A 20,680-nucleotide genomic window follows, 5' to 3' on the forward strand; every position below is an offset into this window, starting at 1 on the left:
CGGATTCCTTAGTAAATGAATAACACAGCCATTCAGACCATCAATTTGGTGAAAACTATCCCTCAAGCGGGGCGTGAATTGCAAATTCTCCGTGACGTAAGCCTGACGATTGACAGCGGGCAATCGGTGGCGATTACCGGTTTGTCGGGGTCGGGTAAAAGTACCTTGCTGGGTTTGCTGGCGGGATTGGATTCGCCTACCAGCGGTTCGGTGGTGTTATTTGGGCAAACGTTACACGGTTTGAACGAAGATCAGCGTGCGGCTTTGCGCTTGGGACGAGTAGGATTTGTGTTTCAGGCGTTTCATTTGCTGGAACATTTGACCGCGCTGGAGAATGTGATGTTGCCGTTGGAATTGGGGACGCAAAGCGGGAAGGAGCAATTGGCTGTGGAGGCGTTGCAGCAGGTGGGTTTGGGCGAACGTTTGAGTCATTACCCCAACCAGCTTTCGGGGGGCGAACAGCAGCGGGTGGCATTGGCGCGGGCGTTCGTGACGCGCCCGGAGTTGTTGTTTGCAGATGAGCCGACCGGCAATTTGGATCGGGCTACGGGTAATGAAATCAGTGCGTTGTTATTTGCCTTGCAGGAAAAATTTCAAACCACACTGGTGCTGGTGACACACGATGAGTCGCTGGCGGCGCGTTGCCAAGTGCATTACCGTTTGGAAGCGGGGCGTTTGTTATGAAACTGTTGTTGCGTCATTGGTGGCAACGTTGGCGGATGCCGGAATTGCGGTTGCTGTTTATTGCTTTGATTGTGTCAGTGACGGTGGTGACGACGGTCGGCTTTTTCGCCAGTAGGGTGGAAAATGCGATGCAACAACAGGCGCGGCAATTGTTAGGAGGGGATGTCGTGCTGGTGTCTTCGCGCCCGATTACACCCGATTATTTGCAGCAAGCGCAGGCATTGGGTTTGGAAACGGCGCACACCACCAGTTTTCCGACGATGGTGTCTTTCGGTGAACAGTTGCAATTGAGCCAGCTTAAAGCGGTTTCTGGTGGGTATCCGTTACGTGGTGAATTGCGCGTTGCACCTGCACCGGATTCACCCGAAATCACCGTGACGGGGCAGTTGCCGGGGCGCGGTGAATTGTGGGCAGAAGCGCGTTTATTCGCGGCATTGGGGGCAAAGCCCGGTGCGCAAGTGCAGGTGGGGCGTAGCAATTTTACCTTGACGCAGGTGTTAACGCATGAGCCGGAGCGCGGCAATAATCTGTTTCAGTTAGCCCCGGTGGTGTTGATGAACGCGGAAGATTTGCCTGCGACGCAATTGTTGTCGCCCGCGAGTCGTGCGAGTTTTAGCCAATTGTTTGCGGGTGATGCGCGAAAAATTCAGCAGTGGCAAACGACGTTAAAACCTTTGCTGAAACCGACGGAGCGGATTCGCACGGTGAAAGAGGATTTGGCTTCGGTGCAGCAAACCTTGCAGCGTTCCACCCGGTTTTTGGGCTTGGCGGCGGTGTTGAGTGTGGTGCTGGCGGGAGCTGCGGTGGTGTTGACCGCAACCAGTTTGATGCGGCGGCAATTGTCGGCGGTGGCGGTGTTGAAAGCGATGGGGATGTCGCGGCAACAGGTGTTGTGGGATCACGCTGTTTCGTTGTTGTTGACGGCATTGCTGGCGGCAGCGGTTGGGGTGTTGCTGGGGCTGTTATTGCAATGGGGTTTGGGGCTGTGGTTGGCGCAGAGTTTGGGTAAGGTGTTGCCTGCTCCGGGGGCGATGCCTGCGTTAAATGGGTTGCTGACGGCGGTGATTTTGTTGCTGGGGTTTGCGTTGCCGCCGTTGTTGCGCTTGGTGAATACCTCGCCGATGCAGATTTTGCAGGGGGCATTGCAACAGCCGTCACAAGCCTTGTGGGTAGCAGTGGTCAGTGTGTTGCTGGCGGTGTTGGGTTTGCTGTGGTTACAGGCACGCGATATAGCGTTAGCGGGAATGGTGTTGCTGGGCTTGGTGGCTGGAGTCACGCTGTTTTGGGTGTTGGCGGTGTGGTTGCTGACGGCGGCGCAACGCTTGGGGAAACGTGCTGGCTGGGGTTGGATGCCTGCGTTGGGGCGTTCGCGGCGTGCCATTTTATTGGTGGTGGTGTTTGCGACGGGGTTGTTTGCCTTGCTGTTGCTGACGACGGTGCGCACCGATTTGCTGGAACGCTGGCAGGAAACTTTACCAGCAGATGCGCCGGATCATTTTCTCATCAATATTCAACCGGCAGAAGTCGCCCCGTTGCAGCAATTTTTAGCTGCGCAAAGCGTGAATGCGGCGTTTTATCCGATGATTCGCGGGCGTTTGGTGGCGGTGAATGGCAAGCCGGTTACGCCGCAAGCCTTGGAAGACCAGCGTGCGCAACGCTTGTTAGAGCGTGAGTTTAATTTGTCGTCGTCGGCGGATTTTCCAGCCAGTAATGTATTGCTGCAAGGGCAGTGGTTTGATACGGGCGTTAGTGGTTTTTCGATTGAAAAAGGCATTGGCGAAACCTTGAAGTTTGGGATGGGCGATACCCTGACGTTTGATATTGCGGGGCAACAGGTGACGCAGCCGATTACTAGCGTGCGCGAAGTGCGCTGGGACAGTATGCAGCCGAATTTCTTCGTGATTGCCGCACCCGGTAGTGTCGATAACATGCCGCAGACTCACATTACCAGCATTCATTTGGGTGAAAAAAAGCCGTTGGTGACAGCGTTGATACGGCAGTTTCCGAGTGTGACGGTGATTGATGTGGGCGCGGTATTGGCGCAAATACGCGGGTTAATTGAGCAAGTGAGCATGGCAGTGCAGGGTATTTTCGTATTTACCCTGTTATCCGGCGTGGTGGTGTTGGTGGCAGCATTGCAATCACAACAGGCCGAGCGGCGGCGCGAAATTGCCATTTTGAAATCGTTGGGGGCGCGGCGCGGGTTGTTGCAACGGCGGATTTGGGGGGAATTCTTGTTGCTGGGTGGTTTGGCGGGGATACTCGCAGGGGCTTTGGCAATGAGCGTGGGGATTGTGGTGGGGTATTTCTTGTTTGATTTGCCGGTACATTTGAGTGTTTGGCCGGTATTGGTGGGCGGCGTGAGCGGCAGTGTGTTGGTTGGGGTGGCGGGGTATTGGAATCTGCGTGGGTTGTTGGATGTGTTGCCGTTGGGGTTGTTGAAAGCCTGACGTTATTTATGCCGCTTCGCTTTACCTCTCACCCCCAGCCCCGGGGCGAGGGGGTAAGATCGGTAAGTTACTAATGATTTTAGTTTTCTGATCCGACTTGTTCTAGTAGTACTAGGTCGTCTTCTACGCCAGCCATTTCACCTAGCATCCCGGTGTAGATGCGTAAGTCGGCTTGTAGCGCAGTTTCTAACGCTCTTACCAGTGGGCTGCACAGCAAGTGGCTGGGCAGTAAGGCGTGGCGTTGGCAAAAGCGGGCAACCCGTTGCACTTGCTTGTGACCTTTGGGGGTGAGGGGGCGTGCTTCATCGGGTGTGATCTTCAGCGGTGGCGTGGCGTAAAAAAGTCAGTGTGGTTGTCATGCGGGTTTTCGCTGTGAAAATAGGGCGACGGTGGCGGCTACTCCAAAAATTAAGAAGCCGCTGATTAGAGGTAATATTGTGCCATCGTAGGCTTGCCCGACAAACGTTCCTAGCGGAATCGCCATCAGGGTGGATAGCGAGCCGATGACCGATGCACCAATTCCGGCAATATGCCCCAGTGGTTCCATCGCCAGCGCATTCAGATTGCCGAACAACATGCCTAATGCCAAAAATGCCAGCATGAAATATGCCATCAACAATGGCAGTGCGGGGTGTCCGGCGCTGCTGTAAGTGGCGAGCCAAAATGCGCCTGATAGCAGCGTGAACAGCAGCAATGCCCGCTTTGAAATCCAGTGCATTCCGTAGCGCATTACCAGCTTGGCATTCAGTAACGATGCGCCGCCAATCGCCAGTGCCAGCAGCGCAAAATACAGCGGGAAGCGTTCCCCCAAGCCGTATTGGATTTGCAGGATTTGTTGCGCGGAACTCAAATAGCCGAGAAATGCGCCAAACACAATGCCGGTGGTGAGGGTGTAGGTCATGCTGGTACGGTTGCTGATGACTTCTTTTAGCCCCTGCCAAAATTCACGGAAATTGAAAGCGCGGCGTTTCGCGGCGGGTAGGGTTTCCGGCATTCGCCACCAAAACCATAACGCTACGCTGAGCGCCAGCACAAAAAACAGTGTGAAAATACTGCGCCAGCCTGCTACAAGCAAAATACCTTGCCCTAATGACGGTGCAATCATCGGGACAAGGATAAAAATACTCATGGTGAATGACATGACACGCGCCATTGCCCGCCCGGAATAGCAATCGCGCACCAGTGCCATTGTTAACACACGCGGGGCAGATGCGCCCACCCCTTGCAAAAAGCGCCCGATCAGCATGTGCGAAAAGTCTTGTGCGAACATTGAGAGCAAACTGCCCAGCATAAAGATACCCAAGCCCACGTACATCAGCGGTTTGCGCCCGGTCGCGTCGGATAAAGGGCCGAAAAATACCTGCCCCAACGCCAAGCCCAGAAATAAGGTGGTGAGGATTAATTGCGCATCGTTGTCGTGTTGCACGCCTAATTCGCGCCCGATGGTGACGAGTGCGGGCAGCATTGCATCAATCGCCAGTGCTGTTAGGGAGGTGAGCATGGCAATGAGGGCGACGAACTCGCCGAAGCGGGGGAGGTTGGTTGGCATTTTAGGTAGTGGTTTCCTGCATAAACCCCCAATCAATCAGCAATTCGGGAAACAACCCCACCGCCGTCGGCTCATCCATCCCAAACATCAGCGGCAAGCCGTATTGCCCGTCATCTTTCAGCGTATACACCATCACCCAGCGGTCAATGGGGTGGATAATCCAATATTCTTTCACCCCATGACGCTCATATAACCAGCGTTTTTTGTCCATATCTTTGAGCGCGGTGGAAGGCGAAAGCACTTCGATAATCCAGTCCGGCGCACCCCGACAGCCTTTGTCATCCAGCTTATTTTTGTCGCAGATTACGGCAAGGTCGGGTTGCACGGTGGTGTCTACGTCGTTGTCGGCTTCGTTGTGGTTGGGGAGGCGTATGTCGAACGGTGCGGGATAAACTTCGCAAGATTTGCCTTCCAGATAACGGTCTATCTGATTACCTACTTTCAGGACAATCTTTTGATGTTGCCGTGACGGAGCAGCCATTGCATATGCGACACCCTCAATCAGCTCCCAACGCTCATCCTCCGGCCATTTGGCGTAATCGGCATAGGTAAAGTGTTCCTGTAATTTTTCTGCTGCACCCATTGTTATGCTCCTTCTTTCTGTTGCTGCTCAATCCACGCCAACACATCGTCATTCTGAACCCGTTCGTAAATGGTTTCGACAGATAGCGTGGCATTGACCGATTCCAATACCACTTCATCCCCTAGGAAGTAATAGGTGGATTGCCAACTGGCACTGCGGCGTTGCACTTCGATTTCCGCAAAATCTTGCTCAATCAGCACGTATTCCAGCAGGCTGGGGATAGCGAGGTATTCCAGACGCTTTTCACCTTTGTCTTTTTTGCGGGTGCTTTTGGATAGCACTTCGATAATGAGGATGGGGTTTTCCCTGACACGCTCATCGTCTGAAGCATCATCATCACACACCACTACAACATCGGGGTAGCGGAAGCGTTTGCCGAAGGTTTTTACCAGCATGTCGCTACTGAGCGGAACGCAAGCAGTGTTCCGTAAATGACTCCACAATAGCCCAGAAATATTAGCGGCAATCAGGTTGTGTTTGAGGCTACCGCCAGCCATTGCGTAAACCTGACCATCCACATACTCGTGTTTGATGTCGCTAACTTCTTCGCCCGCCAGATAGTCTTCTACGGAAAGGTAATCGCATTTTTCTGCCACTGCTGCCATAACGTCACCCGCTGGTTTATTTAGTGCTGATGTTAGCATATTGGGGTAAAACAGCGCGATTATCACCTGCTTATCGTCTCGTTTAGCCGATGCTGCTACACTCTGGCGACATTGTAAAAATAATAATGGACGTATTAACTATGGCAACAGCAACTGTTTCCGAATACCAGAGTATTCCCTTGTCGGAAAGTAAAGCGCGTGAGTGGGTGGCAGCGTTGCCGCTGGCTGACCCCGGTGAAACCACGCGCCGCTTGTTCCACGGTTTGGTGGATTTAAACCGCCGTGCCGTGCCGCCGCAAACCCGTTTAGCCATTGGTGAGTCATTGCGCCCAGTGGTGGATATGGTGCTGGAAAATCTGCAACGGCATTTGGTGGCTCGCGCTTTTCCATTGACCCAAAAAAGCCAGAAAATCTTTGAGTTAGCCCAATCCCTGATGCTGGAATTCGCGGGTTTGTGGCAAGTGACCGCGCTCGATATTCTCACCCGCAAGGAAGGCAACAAAAAGCAGTTGCAACAGGCGATTTATCAAGCCTTGGATTACATGGGGCGGGTGTTGTTGCTGACGTATTCGGTGTATGCGCGTACCCGTGAAACCCTGTGGCATGATATTCACCATTTGTATTTATTGGCGGTGGAAAATGCCGTTGATCAAATCAAGGGGCGTGACCCCAGCCCTGGTGCGCCGACAATTGAAGCGCGTTATGTGCAAATGAATTTGCTGGCGTTGGTCAAGCCTTACAGCTTGCGCCAAGGTGAAGTCGAGCGCGTGATGCACTATTTCATCACGCATACCGCAGCGGTGCGGATTTCCGGTGAAGCGGGCGATGATGTGGGTGCGAATGCCCACGTTGCAATGTTAAACAGCGATGAACCCGCCGTGCTAATGCCGGTAAGTGATTTACCGTTATCGCCGACGGTGCGGGTTTTGCACTTGAATGCGTTACTCGCGACGATGGATGCCAGCATTCGGCAATTGGATAAAGTGGGTGCGTCGGTGCTGGTGTTGCACGAAGGTTTGAGCCGTAATCTGGCGAAACGCATGATTTTTCATCTAACCACGGTGCGTAACCGCAGTTTTAATCGTTTCCCGAAAAAGGAAAAGATTGGAATGGTGACGCGGATGAGCGATGTACTTGCAGTTGTGCAGGAAGTCAGCAAGCAGGAGGTGGACAGCGAAGAAGAGGATATGTTGTTCAATGTGTTTGTATCCGGCGATTATGCGACCGAAGAGGATGTGAAATATTCAGTTGCCGCCCAAGCCGATGAGCAGGCGGGTGCGCGGATTCAGACTTGGCAGGTGCTGAACAGCAGCGTGGGCGGTTACGGTTTATGTTGGGATGGTAAGGAAGAGTCCGGGGCGCGGGTTGGGGAAATCGTGGCGTTGCGCGATTTAACCAAAGACATGTCAGTGTGGATGATCGGTGTGATCAAGTGGATGGAATTTGTGCGCGGCACGGGTTTGTGTTGCGGAGTGGAATTGCTATCCACCAAGGCGATGGTGTTGACGGTGCATCAAGTGCTGAACCGTGGATTGCGTCAGAAATTGCCGGTGCAAGGTTTGATGTTGCCCAGTATTGCCGGGGTGCGCCCTGATCCGGCGTTGGTATTGCCTGCGTATATGTTTCAGGTGGGCGATGAAGTGCGTCTGGAGTTTGCGGAACGTGAGGAGCGGGTGCGTTTGGTGTTGCTGGATGAGTGCATGGGGGTGTTTGCGTATTTTCGTTTTACCACCTTGGCGGAGAAGCCAGCGGTGGATGCTGAGGATGATTTTACCGCACTGTGGCAGTCTTTGTAGGGTGTAGTCGCAGTTCGTCAACCGCTTCCACTCGATAATCAGGCTCTATGTAGGTTTCCCCCCGATGAATGCGTATTGTCGGGGTATGAAAAAACAGACGTTACAATGTTTAGTGATTGACCGGGATGTGGAGGTAACAGCGTCGCTGGACGCTGCGTTGCGTCACGCCAATACGCCGCATGAGTTACAGCGGATTGCATCCATGCAGCAGCTTATTCCGACATTAACCCAGCAAAAACCGCATTTATTGTTCTGTCCGCCCGCCCATGCCGAGGCCGCTTCGGTGTTGCTGGAAACGCTGCAACGTCATTCCCCTGATACCCTATTAGTGCAAGTGGCTCGTGATGAGTGGCAAGGTTTAACCACTTGGCTGGCGGGGGTTGAATCGTGCGTGTTGCCTATACGTGATGTGGATTATTTCGCGCAATACATTGATTTTTTACTGCATTACGCCACGCTTAAACACGAATTTCGGCAATCCAAACATTTGTTGGGAGTAGCGGAATTACGCTGTCATTGGCTGGTCGATTATTCGTGGGAAGCGATTGCGTATGTGGCGCAAGGCGTACATCTTTACGCCAATAATGCTTATTTGTCGTTATTTGGTTTTGCATCACCTGCGGCGATGCGGACGTTGCCAGTGTCGCAATTAGTGGCGACGGATGAACGTAAAACCTTTGAAGCCTTGGGGCGAGCAGCCGATGTGGGCAGTCGCCCGTCAAACCGTTTGTTGATTTCATTGCGCACCTTGGCGGGTGAATCCATGCGGGCAGAAGTGCGCTTTATTCCGGCAGTGTTAAAAGGCAAACGTTGTTATCAATTGCATGTGCGCCCGTTGGAACGCCCCACACGAGTGGCTGCGGTGGTGCAAACTCCAGTTAGTCCGTGGGATCAGGCGGTAACACCGACCGCAGTTGCAGCAACGTCCGTGCCATTAGCTCCACCTGTTGTGCCCGTGGTGCCGCCACCGATTGCGCCAGTTGCTTTATCCACACCTGTTGCGCCGCCGCCGCGTCCGAAAGTATCCATGCCTGCCTTGAATGGAATGCATGAGATGTTTACCCCAGCGATGAAGTTGCGCGAGAGTTTGCCCACTTTGTGTTTTGCCGAGCCGGTATTTCAACCGCAACCGGGGCGGCGATTTAGTTATCCGTCGTTAGTACGGCGTTTACGCGCCAATAATGCCCGTTTTCGCTTGGATTATTGGAATGTCGGGCAGGCATTGGTGCATGTGGCGGCGCGTCAACCCACCAGTGCGCCTTATTGGGTTTTGGTAGCCGTTGGAGGTTGGATTTTTAAACAAGACGAAGCTTGTAAACGTTTGGCACGGTTATTAACGGCAGCCTCGCAAGTTGCTGCCAAAATCGTGGTGGCAGTGGAATATCGGGATTGTTTGCTGGACGTGCGTGCGGTTGGCAAAGTGGTTATGTTGTTAAAGCAAGCAGGGGTGTTACTGGCGATTGATAATGTGGTGGATGACGCGCGTTTATTGCCGTTTATTCGGGCGGTGAAACCTGCCTTGGTGCGGTTGTCACCGGAATGGGCGGCGAATGTTGCAGTGGATACTGAAGATGCGCGGTATTTACATAAATTAACTCACCAAATAAGCGAAGCCGGGAGCCGCGTTATCATCAGTGGTGTTCACGATGTTGCGACCCTGAATCTGGTGTGTGCGACCTCGGCGGCATATTTACAAGGACGTATCGTGCAGCAGCAAGTCGCACAGGAAGGTGTGAAGTGACGATTCCGCTAATGTCTGACCCGATATTTTTGGCACGCAACCACCCGGTGTTGCCGACGTATTCGCTGAGGGCGCGACTCTTCCGTCAAGCTTGGGTAATCGTTGGTTGCGCGTTGCTGGCAATCGTCGCGGTGATGTATTGGGTGTCACAGACTGAGCCGGTTTACCGCGCGGTTGCTACCCTACAGCTTGAAAAAGAGCGGGTTAAGATTACTGAAGCAAATATTCTGGAACGCAGCAAAGTCAGCATGGCTTTAGATGACCCGTTTCTTTATACCCAGTATGAGAAATTGAAAAGCCGTGCGTTGGCAGAAAAAGTCATTCGCGAAGTTAATTTGCCGGTAACGGCTTTAGCAGCGGCTGATCCGGTGGCAGATTTGTTATCGCGATTACACATTGAGCCGGTTGCGCGGACGCAATTGCTGAAAATTCATTACGAAAGTACCGATTCTGCCCTAGCGGTAGCGGTGGTGAATGGGGTGGTGGATACGCTTATTCAGTTAAATCAGGAAGCACAGCCGCCGACGATTAGTTTATTGCGTAAAATGCAAACCTTGCGGGTGGTTAGCGATACCTTCATGCCGTCGCTGGAAGTGGTGGAACGCGCCCGCTTGTGGCGTGCCCCTTGGTATACGCAGTACGCAGGGGCGATTATCGCCGCAATACTCGGTGGTTTGTTGTTGGGAGTAATCCTCGCATTATTGCGCGAACGTTTTGGTAAAAAACCGATGTCAGTCAATGCATTGCAGGCCATGAGTGGCTTGCCGGTATTGGGTTCGATTCCGCGTGTGCGTGGGTTTGCGAAACGCCGTTTGGTGCAGGCGGCATTGCGCAATGTGGGTTCGCCTGCCGCCGAAGCGTACCGTGTTGCCACTGCAAATTTGCATTTTAGCGGGGCAAATCATGCGCCACGGATTACCCTGTTGACCAGTGTAAATACCGCTGAAGGCAAGTCGACTTCGGCGGCCTACCTTGCGATTCAGCAAGCGCGTCAGGGCTTGAAAGTGCTATTAATTGATGCGGATTTGCGCAAACCATCGTTACATCGCTATTTGGGCGTGGCGAATCGGCGTGGTTTAAGTGATTACTTACGCGGCGATGCGGAAGTGGCAGCGATGACGCAGGTGATACCACAGGTGAAGGGGCTGTATTTTCTGGCGGCTGGAGGCAAAGTGCAACACCCGGCGAATTTGCTTTCACAACCCAGTTTGTCGCTGTTATTGCAACGTGCGACGCAATATTTTGACAGTATTGTGATTGATGCATCAACCTTGGTGGGGTTTGCCGATGTGCTGTATTTAAGCGCGTTAGCCGATGCTACTTTGATTGTAACCAATGCAGAAAATGTTAATCCCATGCGATTATTGCACACGGTTGAACAATTGCAGCGGGTAAAATCTAATATTGTGGGTTGTTTAATGCTGAAGTCACCGGAAAATGCCCCGGATTACCGCCATTATCGCTTACATCAGCAATACGCCAGCGAACAGCATAGCTTGCCAGCAGTTGTTAAAAATAAGCGTAAAGGTTTAAATCTGGCATTAACTCCGAATACCAATGCCACGGTGCAATAAATACATGGCAAAGCCGCCTAGCAATACGATAAACCCAATGATTACGCTGTAACTGACCCAGATGCTTATATCCGCAGTGCCTAAAATGCCGTAGCGAAACCCATTAACCATGTATAAAATAGGATTAGTTAACGATGCACTTTGCCAAAAAGGTGGCAATAAACTAATCGAATAAAACACCCCGCCCAAATACGTCAATGGTGTTAACACAAAGGTGGGAACAATGGTAATGTCATCAAAGCTTTTTGCGTAAACTGCATTGATTAAACCTGCCAGTGAAAATAGGGCAGAGGTTAACACAATAATAGTGCCTGTTACCCAGAGATGTTCAATGTGCAAGTGGCTGAAAAATAAAGATACTAGAGTGACTGCCGCACCCACTGCGATACCGCGAGCCACACCACCTGTGACATAGCCCAGCAAAATAATCCAGTTAGGGGTGGGCGATACCAGCATTTCTGCAATATTCCCTTGGAATTTTGAGCCATAAAACGAAGACACTACATTCGCATAGGCATTGGTAATCACGCTCATCATAATCAAACCCGGAACAATGAATTCCATGTAGGTATGACCATCCATATTACCAATTTGCGAGCCAATTAAATTCCCGAAAATAACAAAGTATAATGCAGTAGTAATCACGGGTGGAATAATCGTTTGTAACCAAATACGGCTAAAGCGTAAGACTTCACGCACCACGATGGTGTAATAAGCTGTCCAGATTTGTGAGGCATTCATACTTTGTTGTTCTCCAGCACGTCCATGAATAATTGTTCCAGACGATTGGTTTTATTGCGCATACTGCGAATTTCAACGGCGTGTGTATTCAAAAAATCAAATACTTTGTTGAGTGAGTAATGGGTTTTATGGAACGTGACTTCCAGCGTTAATGAATCACGTAAGTGAAAGTGACACAAGTTACTGGCAACCGGCAGTGCCGTAATCGGGCTTGCTAAGTCAAATACATAACTTTCCGTATCCAAGCGGTTGAGTAATTGCTTCATGCTGGTATTTTCAATCAACTCCCCACGGTCAATAATGCCAATATTGCGGCATAAGCTTTCGGCTTCTTCCAGATAATGGGTGGTGAGAATAATGGTCGTGCCATTGGCATTTAATTGTGCCAAAAAGTCCCACATGGAACGCCGGATTTCAATGTCGACTCCGGCGGTAGGTTCATCCAAAATCAGCAAACGCGGTTGATGCACCAAGGCGCGGGCAATCATGAGGCGACGTTTCATCCCCCCGGAAAGGTTGCGTGCTTGTTCGCGGCGTTTGTCCCACAAGCCTAATTGATTGAGTAAACTAGCAGCACGTTCAAACGCTTGTTTGCGTGGTATTCCGTAAAAACCGCCTTGGTTGGCAATGATTTCTTCGACTGGCTCGAAAATATTGAAATTGAATTCTTGTGGCACTAAACCGATTTGCGCTTTGGCTTGCTCGCGTTGGGTATCAAGATCGTAGCCGAAGATGCTGACTTGTCCCGACGTTTTATTGACTAGGGAACTGATAATGCCGATGGTGGTTGATTTTCCTGCGCCATTTGCCCCTAGCAACGCGAAAAAATCGCCTTGTTCAACCCGCAAGTTAATACCTTGCAGCGCGGTAAAGCCGTTATGGTAGGTTTTGTGTAAATTTTGAATATCCAATGCTGCGGTCATGTGTTGCTACCGGCTAAGAGTAAAAAGCGTATTGATATTACCATGTCTCTGACGAGTGTGGTTTGCTTGTGACATAATACCCCGCATTGTCTCCTCGTGGTGTAGTGAAGCGATGTTCGCAAAAGGTTGGTCTTGGTTGTGGCGCATTCCGCTGTATTCTGTGGTTATTTTATGCGCATTATTATTGGTATTTCGTTGGCTGCCCGTGCCGACTTCGGCGTTTATGCTGACGCAGGATGTCACGGCGATTTTCAGTAAAGAAGTGCCGTTTGTACGTCACGATTGGGTGAGCTTGGACGAGATTCCGCGTCATGTGCAAATTGCGGTGATTGCTTCGGAAGATCAACGCTTTGCGGAACATTGGGGCATTGATGTGGACGCGACACGTGCAGCCATTGCGAATGAAATGCGCGGGCGTGGTAAAGGCGGTGGCAGTACGATTACCCAGCAATTAGCTAAAAACTTGTTCTTGTGGCAGGGGCGTAGTTACGTGCGCAAGGGTTTGGAGTGGAGCATTGCCAGCCTGATCGAAGTATTTTGGTCGAAAGAACGCATTTTAGAGGTTTACCTTAATACTGCGCAGTTTGGCACAGCAGATTACGGGGTGGGGGCAGCAGCGCAAAACTTGTTGCGCAAGCCCGTGACTAAATTAAGTGCAACGGATGCAGCGTTATTGGCGGCAGTTTTGCCCGCACCCAATCGTTTCAATGTGCAAAAACCTTCGGGGTATGTCCGCGCTCGGCAGAATCGCATTTTGCGGCAAATGCGCTCGATTGGTGGTGCGAGTTATTTGCAGCGATTGGATTAAGGCAACACCACTTTGACCGATTCCGACGGGCGCAGCAATTCCTTAGCGTTACGCTGGAAAATAATATCCAGTTCGTAAATCGCGCCTTCGGGTTCGATGCGTACCGCTTCAACGCCACGACTGTAAACCTTACCGCTGCGTGAGTTGCCATTGACCAAGACTTGCGCGGCGGCTCCGACCGGGTATTGACGTAAAACATCGGCTGTTACCAAGACCCGCGCTAACATTTGGTCGTCGGGTGCGAGGCTAATCAGCGGCTGATCTTGTTTGCTGGCAAATACCACCGCGCCTTGCCATGCGTTATTGGCAGCGACAATACCGGAAAACGGGGCTTTGAGTTCGGTATGATCCAACGCGACTTGAGCGGCTTCTTCCGCTGCTTTGGCGGATTCGGCTTCAGTTTTTACCACGGCTTGTTTTAATTCGCCGTCTTTTAATTCCTCTTCCGCGATTAAGCCCCGGTCGAATAATTCCTGAGTGCGGGCAATATCACGTTCGCTGTCTTCCAAGCTGAGTTTGGCGCGGGCAACACGGGCTTTGGCTTCCAATAGCGCGGCTTTTTGTTTGCGCTGATCCATGCGTAACAGTAAATCGTCTTTGTTGACGTGCTGTCCGGTGGTGATTTTGACGGTTTCAACAATGCCATTTTCCATCACACGCATGTCGATTTTATGCACCCATTCCAAACGACCTTTAAGTTCGAGCGCGTGCGCGGCGGTGCTGCCAAGCATTAAAAACGGCACTAATAAACAAGCGTAAGCATAGCGTTGACGGGTCATCATGGCGTTTTTTCCTCTGGTTTGGCGGCGGTGGTTGCTAAAGGCCAAACGGGTTTGCCTTGGAGTGCATTGAGTTGTGCCAAGGCGAGTACGCTGCAAAATTGAATTTGCTGTTGTTGTAAACGCACTTTGCTTTGTTGGGTCATGGCATCGCCAATGTCGGATTTAACTTCTTGTTCGTAAAGGGTGCGGCTGCGTTCGAGGTAATAATCCCGCCACAACGTTTCGGCTTTATTGCGCTCTGCGGCGACTTTGAAAATGTCTAAACGCAAAACCAATTCCAAGATTTGCTGGCGAATTTCCATGTCTAGTAGTGCGCGTTGCGGTGCGTCAGCATCATCAAGCAAATCACTCAAATGGTCACTGTCGAGTGCGGCTTTGAGTAGTTCTTCAGTGGTCGGTAATTCCGCAGGAGGTGCTGGCAAGGTCGGCGGCTGTAACTCGTTCGGTAGTTTTTCCGGGTTATTAATCGCTTGGGCTAACAACGAGCGTGTCAGGCGTTGCGAGGCAATGCTGGCGGCTCCTTGTTGGCGTACCACTTGATACTCTGCATCCAATTCCGCCACATCTAGCTCGGAAAACTCTTTGAGTTCCATGCGCGTTTTGGTGCGATCCAGCGGAATGAAGTAAACCGCCATGTTTTCGTTGTCACGTACCGCACTGCTATCCGCCAGCAATACGTCGAAGAATCGTTGCATGATTTCCAAACGTTGCGCATCAATGGATGCGACGAGCGAGGGCAGCAAACGATCCCGTTGATTATCGGGGCTGGCACTGTTGTTGTAGGCAAGGTTGTGGCAATCCAGATACAGCGGGCGTGATGTGGGGTAACGTGCCGCAATCTCCGCGCTGAGTTGGGTGCGCGGATGCTTTTCGGCAAAGGTCAACGCCTGTTCCAGACTTAAGGGGTCTGGAACTTCATTCGCCGCCTGTGTGGGGATAACGGGCAACGCAAGGCACAGCAATAACCCCGCTGCCCGCGTATTCCAAAACGTTTTATTGTTCATGCTTGAATTTCGTGAACGGCATTTCTTCGTTTTTCTTGGCGGTGATGTACTTGCCTAACAGCATGAATTCTTCTGCATCTTTGGTGGCTCCGGTCATGCGTCCGTTTTTGAAAGGCTTGCCTTCTAAGTCGATGAACTGAAATACCGGAGTGGCACGTACCCGAAAATCTTTCAGCGCGAAATCTTTTTGCGTGGTGGTTTCACCACTGAAATTGGTCAATTCCAAATCACCTTCGATGTCGACGCTGATCACGCGGAAGTTTTCTTTGTAATAGTCCTGAATGTCGCTGCGGTTGAGTACCGTAGTTTTCATGCGGTGGCAGAACGGGCATTCATCCATTTCAAACATGATGAGTAAGCCTTTTTTACCGTCGGTTTTCGCGGTTTCGAGCTCTTCCTTCATGTCGTTGAAGGTTTCGTCAAAGAACAATTTTACATCGCGGGTTTCGCTGGCAGCAGGGGTTGCTGGTGTTGCAGCCGGGGTTGCTGGTGTTGCAGCCGGGGTTTCCGCAACAGCGGCAGTTGCCAGACCAAGTGATAATAGCGCGGTCAACAAGGTAGTACGTAACACGTCAGTCATCCTCCAAAGGGTTGCAGTCTTTTTAGTCTGTTATGGTTGTAGCGTTATGCTATTGGGAATTTAGGGTGTATTCAAGCAAGAAAGTTTCACACAAGGTTTTATCCAAGGGCAAACCATAACACCACCGGCATAATAATTAAGCTGGCAAGGTTGCCCAGTAACACAATGGAAGCCACGCGCTGCGGTTCCTGCTGGTATTGTTCCGCGACTAATACATTGAGAACCGCTGGCGGCAATGCGGCGAAAATAATCAATTGCGCATATTGCGTTTGATCTAAGTTTAACAGCGGGCTAACCAGCAATACGCAGGCAATACTGGCTGCGGGGCCTGCAATCGCTCCAAATGCGCCCAGTTTCCAATCGCGGAAATTTACGTCTAACAAGCGCACGCCTAGCGAAAATAAAAGCAGGGGAATCGACACTTGCCCCAGTAATTTCACCGTATTAGCTAATGCATCCGGTAAGCTTATATGTAAACCACTGAATAATAAGCCCGATAACGTCGCCTGTATCATCGGCATTTTCAGTAATTGTAACGGGCGGGTGCGATGGTCAAGGATGTAAAACCCGACACTAAAATGCAGCACCATTTCAATAATAAACAGCACCACAGCGGCTTGTAATGCCCCTTCCCCAAATGCAAACAACACCAGCGGAATGCCCATGTTGCCTGAATTGTTAAACATCATCGGGGGTAAAAATGTTTTGAGGTTAAGTTTTAACAGCCGCGCTATCGGTAGCAGCAATAAACCCGCACCCAAAACCGCCGCCACACCACCAATTGCTAAATCACGGTACGCGGGGAAATCGAAAGGCTGGTTGACTAACGCCCAAAACACCAAAAATGGCGCGAAAAATTCCATGTTGAGGCGATTAACCACACTCATGTCGGGGCGATAGCGATAGCCATAAGCAGCACCCAGCCCGGTACAAGCGAACACCGGGAAGATGATGCTAAAAATGCGCAGTGCCGTGTCTAGCACCTTGTGCGGCTCGTGTTAGAAATCTTGTTTCAAAATATCAGGGCGATCAGTATTGCGACGGTACAATACGGCGACATTGCCGATGCGTTGAATTGTTTGCGCTTGGCTGTATTGAACGATTTGTGACAAAATTTCATCACGTAAATCGCGGTCGCCGACACTCAGCTTGATCTTGATCAATTGGTGGTAGTCTAACGCCCCGCTAATTTCTTCTAACACCGTGGGTTTCAGCCCGTGCTGACCGACCATAACAACGGGTTTGAGGTCGTGTGCGCGAGTGCGCAGTCGTTTTTTCTGAGTTTCGTTCAGTTCCATGATAGGCTTTTCCGTAAATTGATTAAGTGTAATGAGTGATATTGAGGCATGGCAAGAAGCAAAAGCAGTCAACGCTGGTTAGGTGAACATTTTAGTGATGAATTTGTCAAAAAAGCACAGCAAGAAGGTTATCGTTCGCGTGCAGTTTACAAATTAAAGGAAATTCAGGAGAAAGACCGCATTATCCAGCCTTGCATGAAGGTGTTGGATTTGGGTGCAGCTCCTGGTGGATGGAGCCAGTACGCGACACAATTGATCGGGCGTAAAGGCCGGATCGTGGCGAGTGATATTTTGCCATTAGACCCGTTGCCGTTTGTGGAGTTTGTGTTGGGCGACTTCCGTGACGATGCCGTTTTAGCCGAAATTTTAGGGTTATTGGGCGATGACAAGGCGGATCTTGTAATTTCGGATATGGCTCCCAATATGAGTGGTGTGGATGCGGTGGATCAACCACGCGCCGTTCATCTATGTGAACTTGCTTTAGACATGGCGCGACAGGTATTAAAGCCGGGTGGAGCCTTTTTAGTGAAGCTTTTCCAAGGTGCGGGTTCTGAAGAGTACATGCGTGAAGTGCGCAGTAGCTTCAAAACCGTAAAAGTGAGAAAGCCAGCAGCCTCAAGACCCCGCAGCAGGGAAGTTTATGTGCTTGCCCAAGGTTTTGTGGTGTAATATGCGCTTGTATGGGCGTCGTTATAAGCTGACGGCTCCCGCGAGTTGATAACGGAGAAATCTCTTGAACGATTTAACCAAAAATTTACTGATTTGGGCTGTCATCGCCTTTGTCCTGATTGCGGTATTCAGTAAATTTAGTGCGCCTGTGCAGTCCTCTTCGGCAGTGCCTTACTCTGAATTTTTAACCAGTGTCCATAATGGCACGGTCAAGGAAGTAGAGATTCGCGGGCAAAAGATCATCGGTCTGGACGGCAATGGCGGCAAGTTTATTACCTATAGTCCGCCGAATGATCCGAAACTGATCGACGACTTGGTAAAGTACAATGTCAAATTCCAAGCTTCCCCACCGGAAGAGCGTTCCATTTTGTGGGAAATCATTATTAGCTGGGTTCCGTTCCTGCTGATTATCGGGCTGTGGATTTACATCATGCGCCAGATGCAGGGCGGTGGCGGCGGTCGCGGTGCGATGTCGTTTGGTAAAAGCCGTGCGCGGATGATGACCGAAGACCAAGTAAAAGTGAATTTCAACGATGTCGCTGGCTGTGATGAAGCCAAAGAGGAAGTGGGCGAATTGGTCGAGTTTTTGCGTGATCCGGGTAAATTCCAAAAGCTCGGTGGCAAGATTCCACGCGGCGTACTGATGGTGGGTTCACCGGGTACGGGTAAAACTTTACTGGCAAAAGCGATTGCGGGCGAAGCGAAAGTGCCATTTTTCAGCATTTCCGGTTCTGATTTCGTGGAAATGTTTGTGGGCGTGGGTGCATCCCGTGTGCGTGATATGTTTGAGCAGGCGAAGAAACACGCGCCTTGCATTATCTTTATCGACGAAATTGATGCAGTAGGCCGTCAGCGTGGCGCAGGCGTGGGTGGTGGTCACGATGAACGTGAGCAGACCCTCAACCAGTTGCTGGTCGAAATGGACGGCTTTGAAGGCAGTGAAGGCATTATCGTGATTGCGGCGACTAACCGCCCGGACGTTTTGGATGCGGCATTGTTGCGCCCCGGTCGTTTTGACCGTCAGGTGGTGGTGCCATTGCCAGACGTGCGTGGTCGTGAACATATCCTCAAGGTGCATATGCGTAAAGTGCCGTTGGGCGATGATGTTAAGCCATCCCTGATTGCTCGCGGTACACCGGGTTTCTCTGGTGCGGATTTGGCAAACTTGGTCAATGAGGCGGCGTTATTTGCAGCGCGTAACAACAAGCGCACCGTTGATATGGCTGAGTTTGAGAAAGCCAAAGATAAGATCATGATGGGTGCTGAGCGCAAGTCAATGGTCATGAAGGAAGCTGAAAAGCTGGCAACTGCTTACCACGAAGCGGGTCATGCGATTGTGGGTTTGAGCGTTCCAGAACACGATCCTGTTTACAAGGTTAGTATTATTCCGCGCGGTCGTGCTTTAGGTGTGACCATGTATTTGCCGGAAGAAGACCGTTACAGTGCCAGCAAGCAGCGTTTAGAAAGCCAGATTTCCAGCTTGTACGGCGGTCGTATTGCTGAAGAGTTAATCTACGGCGTTGAGGGTGTGACCACGGGCGCGTCCAATGATATTGAACGTGCAACCAGCATTGCCCGCAATATGGTGACTAAGTGGGGTTTGTCAAACCGCATGGGGCCGTTGGCGTATTCGGAAGATGAGGGCGAAGTGTTCTTAGGGCGTTCCGTAACCCAGCACAAGCACGTTTCTGATGAAACCGCGCACGCGATTGACGGTGAAATCCGTGAAGTGATTGATCGTAACTATACCCGTGCGAAGCAAATCCTCACCGACAAGATGAGTGTGTTGCACGCAATGGCGCAGACTTTGATGAAGTACGAAACCATTGACCGTGCGCAAGTGGATGCATTGATGCGTGGTGAAGAGCCACCGCCACCTGCTGATTGGACGGATGATGATTCCTCCGGCGGTAAAGGCACGCCAAGCAAACCACGCTCGGCTGATGGCACTAAAACTGACAGTGGCGTTATTGGTGGAGCAGCCAGCTCACATTAACTGCTTGCACGGTTGACGTAATAAAGGGCGCGAATGTTGAGTTCGCGCCTTTTCTTTTTGGAGCGGCAATAATGATGGTAATGAGGACAGAAGGTGTGCGGGTTATGGGCATTCTCAACGTGACGCCCGACTCGTTTTCTGATGGTGGAAAATTTCACGCCCGCGACGCGGCCTTGCGTCATGTGGAGCAAATGTTGCTGGATGGCGCAACGATTATTGATGTCGGCGGTGAGTCAACGCGCCCCGGTGCGCAGGCGGTAACATTACAGGCGGAATTAGATCGTGTTGTGCCGGTAATCGAAGCTATTAACAAGAATTTTGAGGTATTGGTGTCGGTTGATACCAGTAAGCCTGAAGTCATGCGGGCGGCCGTTGCTGCGGGTGCTGGGATGATTAATGATGTGCGGGCGTTGCAGGAGCCGGGTGCGTTGGTAGTTTGTGCGGATTTGTCCGTGCCCATTTGCTTAATGCATATGCAGGGTGAGCCGCGCACCATGCAACAAAATCCGCAATACGCTGATGTGGTGTGGGATGTTTACCGCTTCTTTAAGACGCGAATTCAAGCGTGTGAAGCGGCTGGTATTGGGCGTGAACGTTTGATTCTTGATCCTGGGTTTGGTTTTGGTAAGACATTGCAGCATAATGTCGCGCTTTTATTTCAATTGCGCGAATTACAGCGGCTAAACTTACCTTTACTGGTGGGATTGTCGCGTAAATCCATGATTGGTGCATTACTAGGTGGTGTACCAGTGGAGCAGCGCGTGTCGGGCAGTGTCTCGGCGGCGGTGATGGCAGCAGTGAATGGTGCGTCGATTGTGCGCGTGCATGATGTGAAAGAAACGGTTGAGGCAATTAGTTTTTACAACGCGGCATTGGATGTCTGGATGAGAAGCTAAG

Annotated in this window: 20 protein-coding genes; 9 read left to right on the top strand and 11 right to left on the bottom strand. The window is 51.1% G+C overall.

Annotation, left to right across the window (positions count from 1 at the left end; all coding sequences use genetic code 11):
• Positions 1-15 precede the first annotated feature (15 nt).
• Together J9260_RS03590 and J9260_RS03595 are read left to right on the top strand one after the other, a co-directional pair.
• Positions 16-684: an ABC transporter ATP-binding protein gene (locus J9260_RS03590; protein ID WP_210219690.1), complete on the top strand. Its 669-nt coding sequence runs from the start codon at positions 16-18 to the stop codon at positions 682-684.
• Positions 681-3,134 carry an ABC transporter permease gene (locus J9260_RS03595; RefSeq protein WP_210219691.1) on the top strand — a complete coding sequence of 818 codons (2,454 nt, stop codon included), beginning with the start codon at positions 681-683 and terminating at the stop codon, positions 3,132-3,134. Before J9260_RS03590 ends, J9260_RS03595 begins: the two co-directional genes overlap by 4 nt.
• 79 nt (positions 3,135-3,213) lie before the next feature.
• On the opposite strand, the gene J9260_RS03600 is transcribed toward J9260_RS03595, so the two are convergent.
• From J9260_RS03600 to J9260_RS03615, 4 genes are read right to left on the bottom strand one after another with little or no spacing between them, the layout of a single operon-like run.
• Positions 3,214-3,456 (bottom strand): SixA phosphatase family protein, encoded by a 243-nt coding sequence (locus tag J9260_RS03600; protein ID WP_425520114.1) that lies wholly within the window; start codon positions 3,454-3,456, stop codon positions 3,214-3,216.
• A gap of 33 nt (positions 3,457-3,489) precedes the next feature.
• Positions 3,490-4,683 (bottom strand): multidrug effflux MFS transporter, encoded by a 1,194-nt coding sequence (locus J9260_RS03605; protein ID WP_210219693.1) that lies wholly within the window; start codon positions 4,681-4,683, stop codon positions 3,490-3,492.
• A gap of 1 nt (position 4,684) precedes the next feature.
• Positions 4,685-5,266 (bottom strand): Uma2 family endonuclease, encoded by a 582-nt coding sequence (locus J9260_RS03610; protein ID WP_210219694.1) that lies wholly within the window; start codon positions 5,264-5,266, stop codon positions 4,685-4,687.
• A gap of 2 nt (positions 5,267-5,268) precedes the next feature.
• Positions 5,269-5,871: a Uma2 family endonuclease gene (locus J9260_RS03615; RefSeq protein WP_210219695.1), complete on the bottom strand. Its 603-nt coding sequence runs from the start codon at positions 5,869-5,871 to the stop codon at positions 5,269-5,271.
• A 140-nt stretch (positions 5,872-6,011) separates the two neighbouring features.
• On the opposite strand from J9260_RS03615, the gene J9260_RS03620 reads away from it, so the two are divergent.
• The 3 genes from J9260_RS03620 (at position 6,012) to J9260_RS03630 (ending at position 10,982) form a co-directional block, all read left to right on the top strand.
• Complete coding sequence (locus J9260_RS03620) at positions 6,012-7,667, top strand: hypothetical protein (RefSeq protein WP_246499615.1); 1,656 nt, start codon at positions 6,012-6,014, stop codon at positions 7,665-7,667.
• Positions 7,668-7,752: 85 nt separating this feature from the next.
• Positions 7,753-9,408 carry an EAL domain-containing protein gene (locus J9260_RS03625; protein ID WP_210219697.1) on the top strand — a complete coding sequence of 552 codons (1,656 nt, stop codon included), beginning with the start codon at positions 7,753-7,755 and terminating at the stop codon, positions 9,406-9,408.
• A gap of 11 nt (positions 9,409-9,419) precedes the next feature.
• Positions 9,420-10,982 carry a tyrosine-protein kinase domain-containing protein gene (locus J9260_RS03630; protein ID WP_210219698.1) on the top strand — a complete coding sequence of 521 codons (1,563 nt, stop codon included), beginning with the start codon at positions 9,420-9,422 and terminating at the stop codon, positions 10,980-10,982.
• Here J9260_RS03630 and J9260_RS03635 read toward each other — a convergent pair.
• The gene (locus J9260_RS03635) at positions 10,950-11,723 is read right to left on the bottom strand and encodes an ABC transporter permease (protein ID WP_210219699.1); all 774 of its coding nucleotides are present in this window, start codon (positions 11,721-11,723) and stop codon (positions 10,950-10,952) included. The genes J9260_RS03630 and J9260_RS03635 overlap by 33 nt on opposite strands.
• The gene (locus tag J9260_RS03640) at positions 11,720-12,646 is read right to left on the bottom strand and encodes an ABC transporter ATP-binding protein (RefSeq protein WP_210219700.1); all 927 of its coding nucleotides are present in this window, start codon (positions 12,644-12,646) and stop codon (positions 11,720-11,722) included. Before J9260_RS03640 ends, J9260_RS03635 begins: the two co-directional genes overlap by 4 nt.
• Positions 12,647-12,758: 112 nt before the next feature.
• On the opposite strand from J9260_RS03640, the gene mtgA reads away from it, so the two are divergent.
• Complete coding sequence (mtgA, locus tag J9260_RS03645) at positions 12,759-13,454, top strand: monofunctional biosynthetic peptidoglycan transglycosylase (protein WP_210219701.1); 696 nt, start codon at positions 12,759-12,761, stop codon at positions 13,452-13,454.
• Here mtgA and J9260_RS03650 read toward each other — a convergent pair.
• The 5 genes from J9260_RS03650 to J9260_RS03670 form a co-directional block, all read right to left on the bottom strand.
• Complete coding sequence (locus J9260_RS03650; protein ID WP_246499617.1) at positions 13,451-14,236, bottom strand: efflux RND transporter periplasmic adaptor subunit; 786 nt, start codon at positions 14,234-14,236, stop codon at positions 13,451-13,453. The two genes, mtgA and J9260_RS03650, sit on opposite strands and share 4 nt — an antisense overlap.
• Positions 14,233-15,240 carry a TolC family protein gene (locus J9260_RS03655; RefSeq protein WP_210219702.1) on the bottom strand — a complete coding sequence of 336 codons (1,008 nt, stop codon included), beginning with the start codon at positions 15,238-15,240 and terminating at the stop codon, positions 14,233-14,235. The genes J9260_RS03650 and J9260_RS03655 overlap by 4 nt, the downstream gene beginning before the upstream one ends.
• A complete protein-coding gene (locus tag J9260_RS03660; protein WP_210219703.1) occupies positions 15,230-15,820 on the bottom strand; it encodes a thioredoxin family protein in 591 nt (196 codons plus the stop codon). The genes J9260_RS03655 and J9260_RS03660 overlap by 11 nt, the downstream gene beginning before the upstream one ends.
• 98 nt (positions 15,821-15,918) lie before the next feature.
• On the bottom strand, positions 15,919-16,803 hold the full coding sequence (locus J9260_RS03665) for an AEC family transporter (RefSeq protein ID WP_210219704.1): 885 nt from the start codon (positions 16,801-16,803) through the stop codon (positions 15,919-15,921).
• A 15-nt stretch (positions 16,804-16,818) separates the two neighbouring features.
• Positions 16,819-17,118 carry a YhbY family RNA-binding protein gene (locus tag J9260_RS03670; protein WP_210219705.1) on the bottom strand — a complete coding sequence of 100 codons (300 nt, stop codon included), beginning with the start codon at positions 17,116-17,118 and terminating at the stop codon, positions 16,819-16,821.
• A 48-nt stretch (positions 17,119-17,166) separates the two neighbouring features.
• Here J9260_RS03670 and rlmE point away from each other — a divergent pair, with 48 nt between their 5' ends.
• From rlmE to folP, 3 genes are all read left to right on the top strand, one after another.
• Positions 17,167-17,787, top strand: coding sequence for a 23S rRNA (uridine(2552)-2'-O)-methyltransferase RlmE (gene rlmE, locus J9260_RS03675; RefSeq protein WP_210219706.1), 621 nt, complete (start codon positions 17,167-17,169; stop codon positions 17,785-17,787).
• A 64-nt stretch (positions 17,788-17,851) separates the two neighbouring features.
• The gene (gene ftsH, locus J9260_RS03680) at positions 17,852-19,783 is read left to right on the top strand and encodes an ATP-dependent zinc metalloprotease FtsH (RefSeq protein WP_210219707.1); all 1,932 of its coding nucleotides are present in this window, start codon (positions 17,852-17,854) and stop codon (positions 19,781-19,783) included.
• Positions 19,784-19,854: 71 nt separating this feature from the next.
• Positions 19,855-20,679 (top strand): dihydropteroate synthase, encoded by an 825-nt coding sequence (gene folP / locus J9260_RS03685; RefSeq protein WP_246499619.1) that lies wholly within the window; start codon positions 19,855-19,857, stop codon positions 20,677-20,679.
• The last annotated feature ends 1 nt before the right edge of the window (position 20,680 follow it).

Origin of the sequence: Thiothrix unzii (genome assembly GCF_017901175.1) — a bacterium.
Classification (GTDB): Bacteria; Pseudomonadota; Gammaproteobacteria; order Thiotrichales; family Thiotrichaceae; genus Thiothrix; species Thiothrix unzii.

Coding starts and splice junctions, on each gene's coding strand:
- J9260_RS03670 (WP_210219705.1), bottom strand. CDS start 17,118: ATGGAACTGAACGAAACTCAGAAAAAACGACTGCGCACTCGCGCACAC.
- J9260_RS03590 (WP_210219690.1), top strand. CDS start 16: ATGAATAACACAGCCATTCAGACCATCAATTTGGTGAAAACTATCCCT.
- J9260_RS03660 (WP_210219703.1), bottom strand. CDS start 15,820: ATGACTGACGTGTTACGTACTACCTTGTTGACCGCGCTATTATCACTT.
- J9260_RS03655 (WP_210219702.1), bottom strand. CDS start 15,240: ATGAACAATAAAACGTTTTGGAATACGCGGGCAGCGGGGTTATTGCTG.
- folP (WP_246499619.1), top strand. CDS start 19,855: ATGATGGTAATGAGGACAGAAGGTGTGCGGGTTATGGGCATTCTCAAC.
- mtgA (WP_210219701.1), top strand. CDS start 12,759: ATGTTCGCAAAAGGTTGGTCTTGGTTGTGGCGCATTCCGCTGTATTCT.
- J9260_RS03625 (WP_210219697.1), top strand. CDS start 7,753: ATGAAAAAACAGACGTTACAATGTTTAGTGATTGACCGGGATGTGGAG.
- J9260_RS03620 (WP_246499615.1), top strand. CDS start 6,012: ATGGCAACAGCAACTGTTTCCGAATACCAGAGTATTCCCTTGTCGGAA.
- J9260_RS03630 (WP_210219698.1), top strand. CDS start 9,420: ATGTCTGACCCGATATTTTTGGCACGCAACCACCCGGTGTTGCCGACG.
- J9260_RS03635 (WP_210219699.1), bottom strand. CDS start 11,723: ATGAATGCCTCACAAATCTGGACAGCTTATTACACCATCGTGGTGCGT.
- rlmE (WP_210219706.1), top strand. CDS start 17,167: ATGGCAAGAAGCAAAAGCAGTCAACGCTGGTTAGGTGAACATTTTAGT.
- J9260_RS03640 (WP_210219700.1), bottom strand. CDS start 12,646: ATGACCGCAGCATTGGATATTCAAAATTTACACAAAACCTACCATAAC.
- J9260_RS03615 (WP_210219695.1), bottom strand. CDS start 5,871: ATGGCAGCAGTGGCAGAAAAATGCGATTACCTTTCCGTAGAAGACTAT.
- J9260_RS03650 (WP_246499617.1), bottom strand. CDS start 14,236: ATGATGACCCGTCAACGCTATGCTTACGCTTGTTTATTAGTGCCGTTT.
- J9260_RS03605 (WP_210219693.1), bottom strand. CDS start 4,683: ATGCCAACCAACCTCCCCCGCTTCGGCGAGTTCGTCGCCCTCATTGCC.
- J9260_RS03610 (WP_210219694.1), bottom strand. CDS start 5,266: ATGGGTGCAGCAGAAAAATTACAGGAACACTTTACCTATGCCGATTAC.
- J9260_RS03595 (WP_210219691.1), top strand. CDS start 681: ATGAAACTGTTGTTGCGTCATTGGTGGCAACGTTGGCGGATGCCGGAA.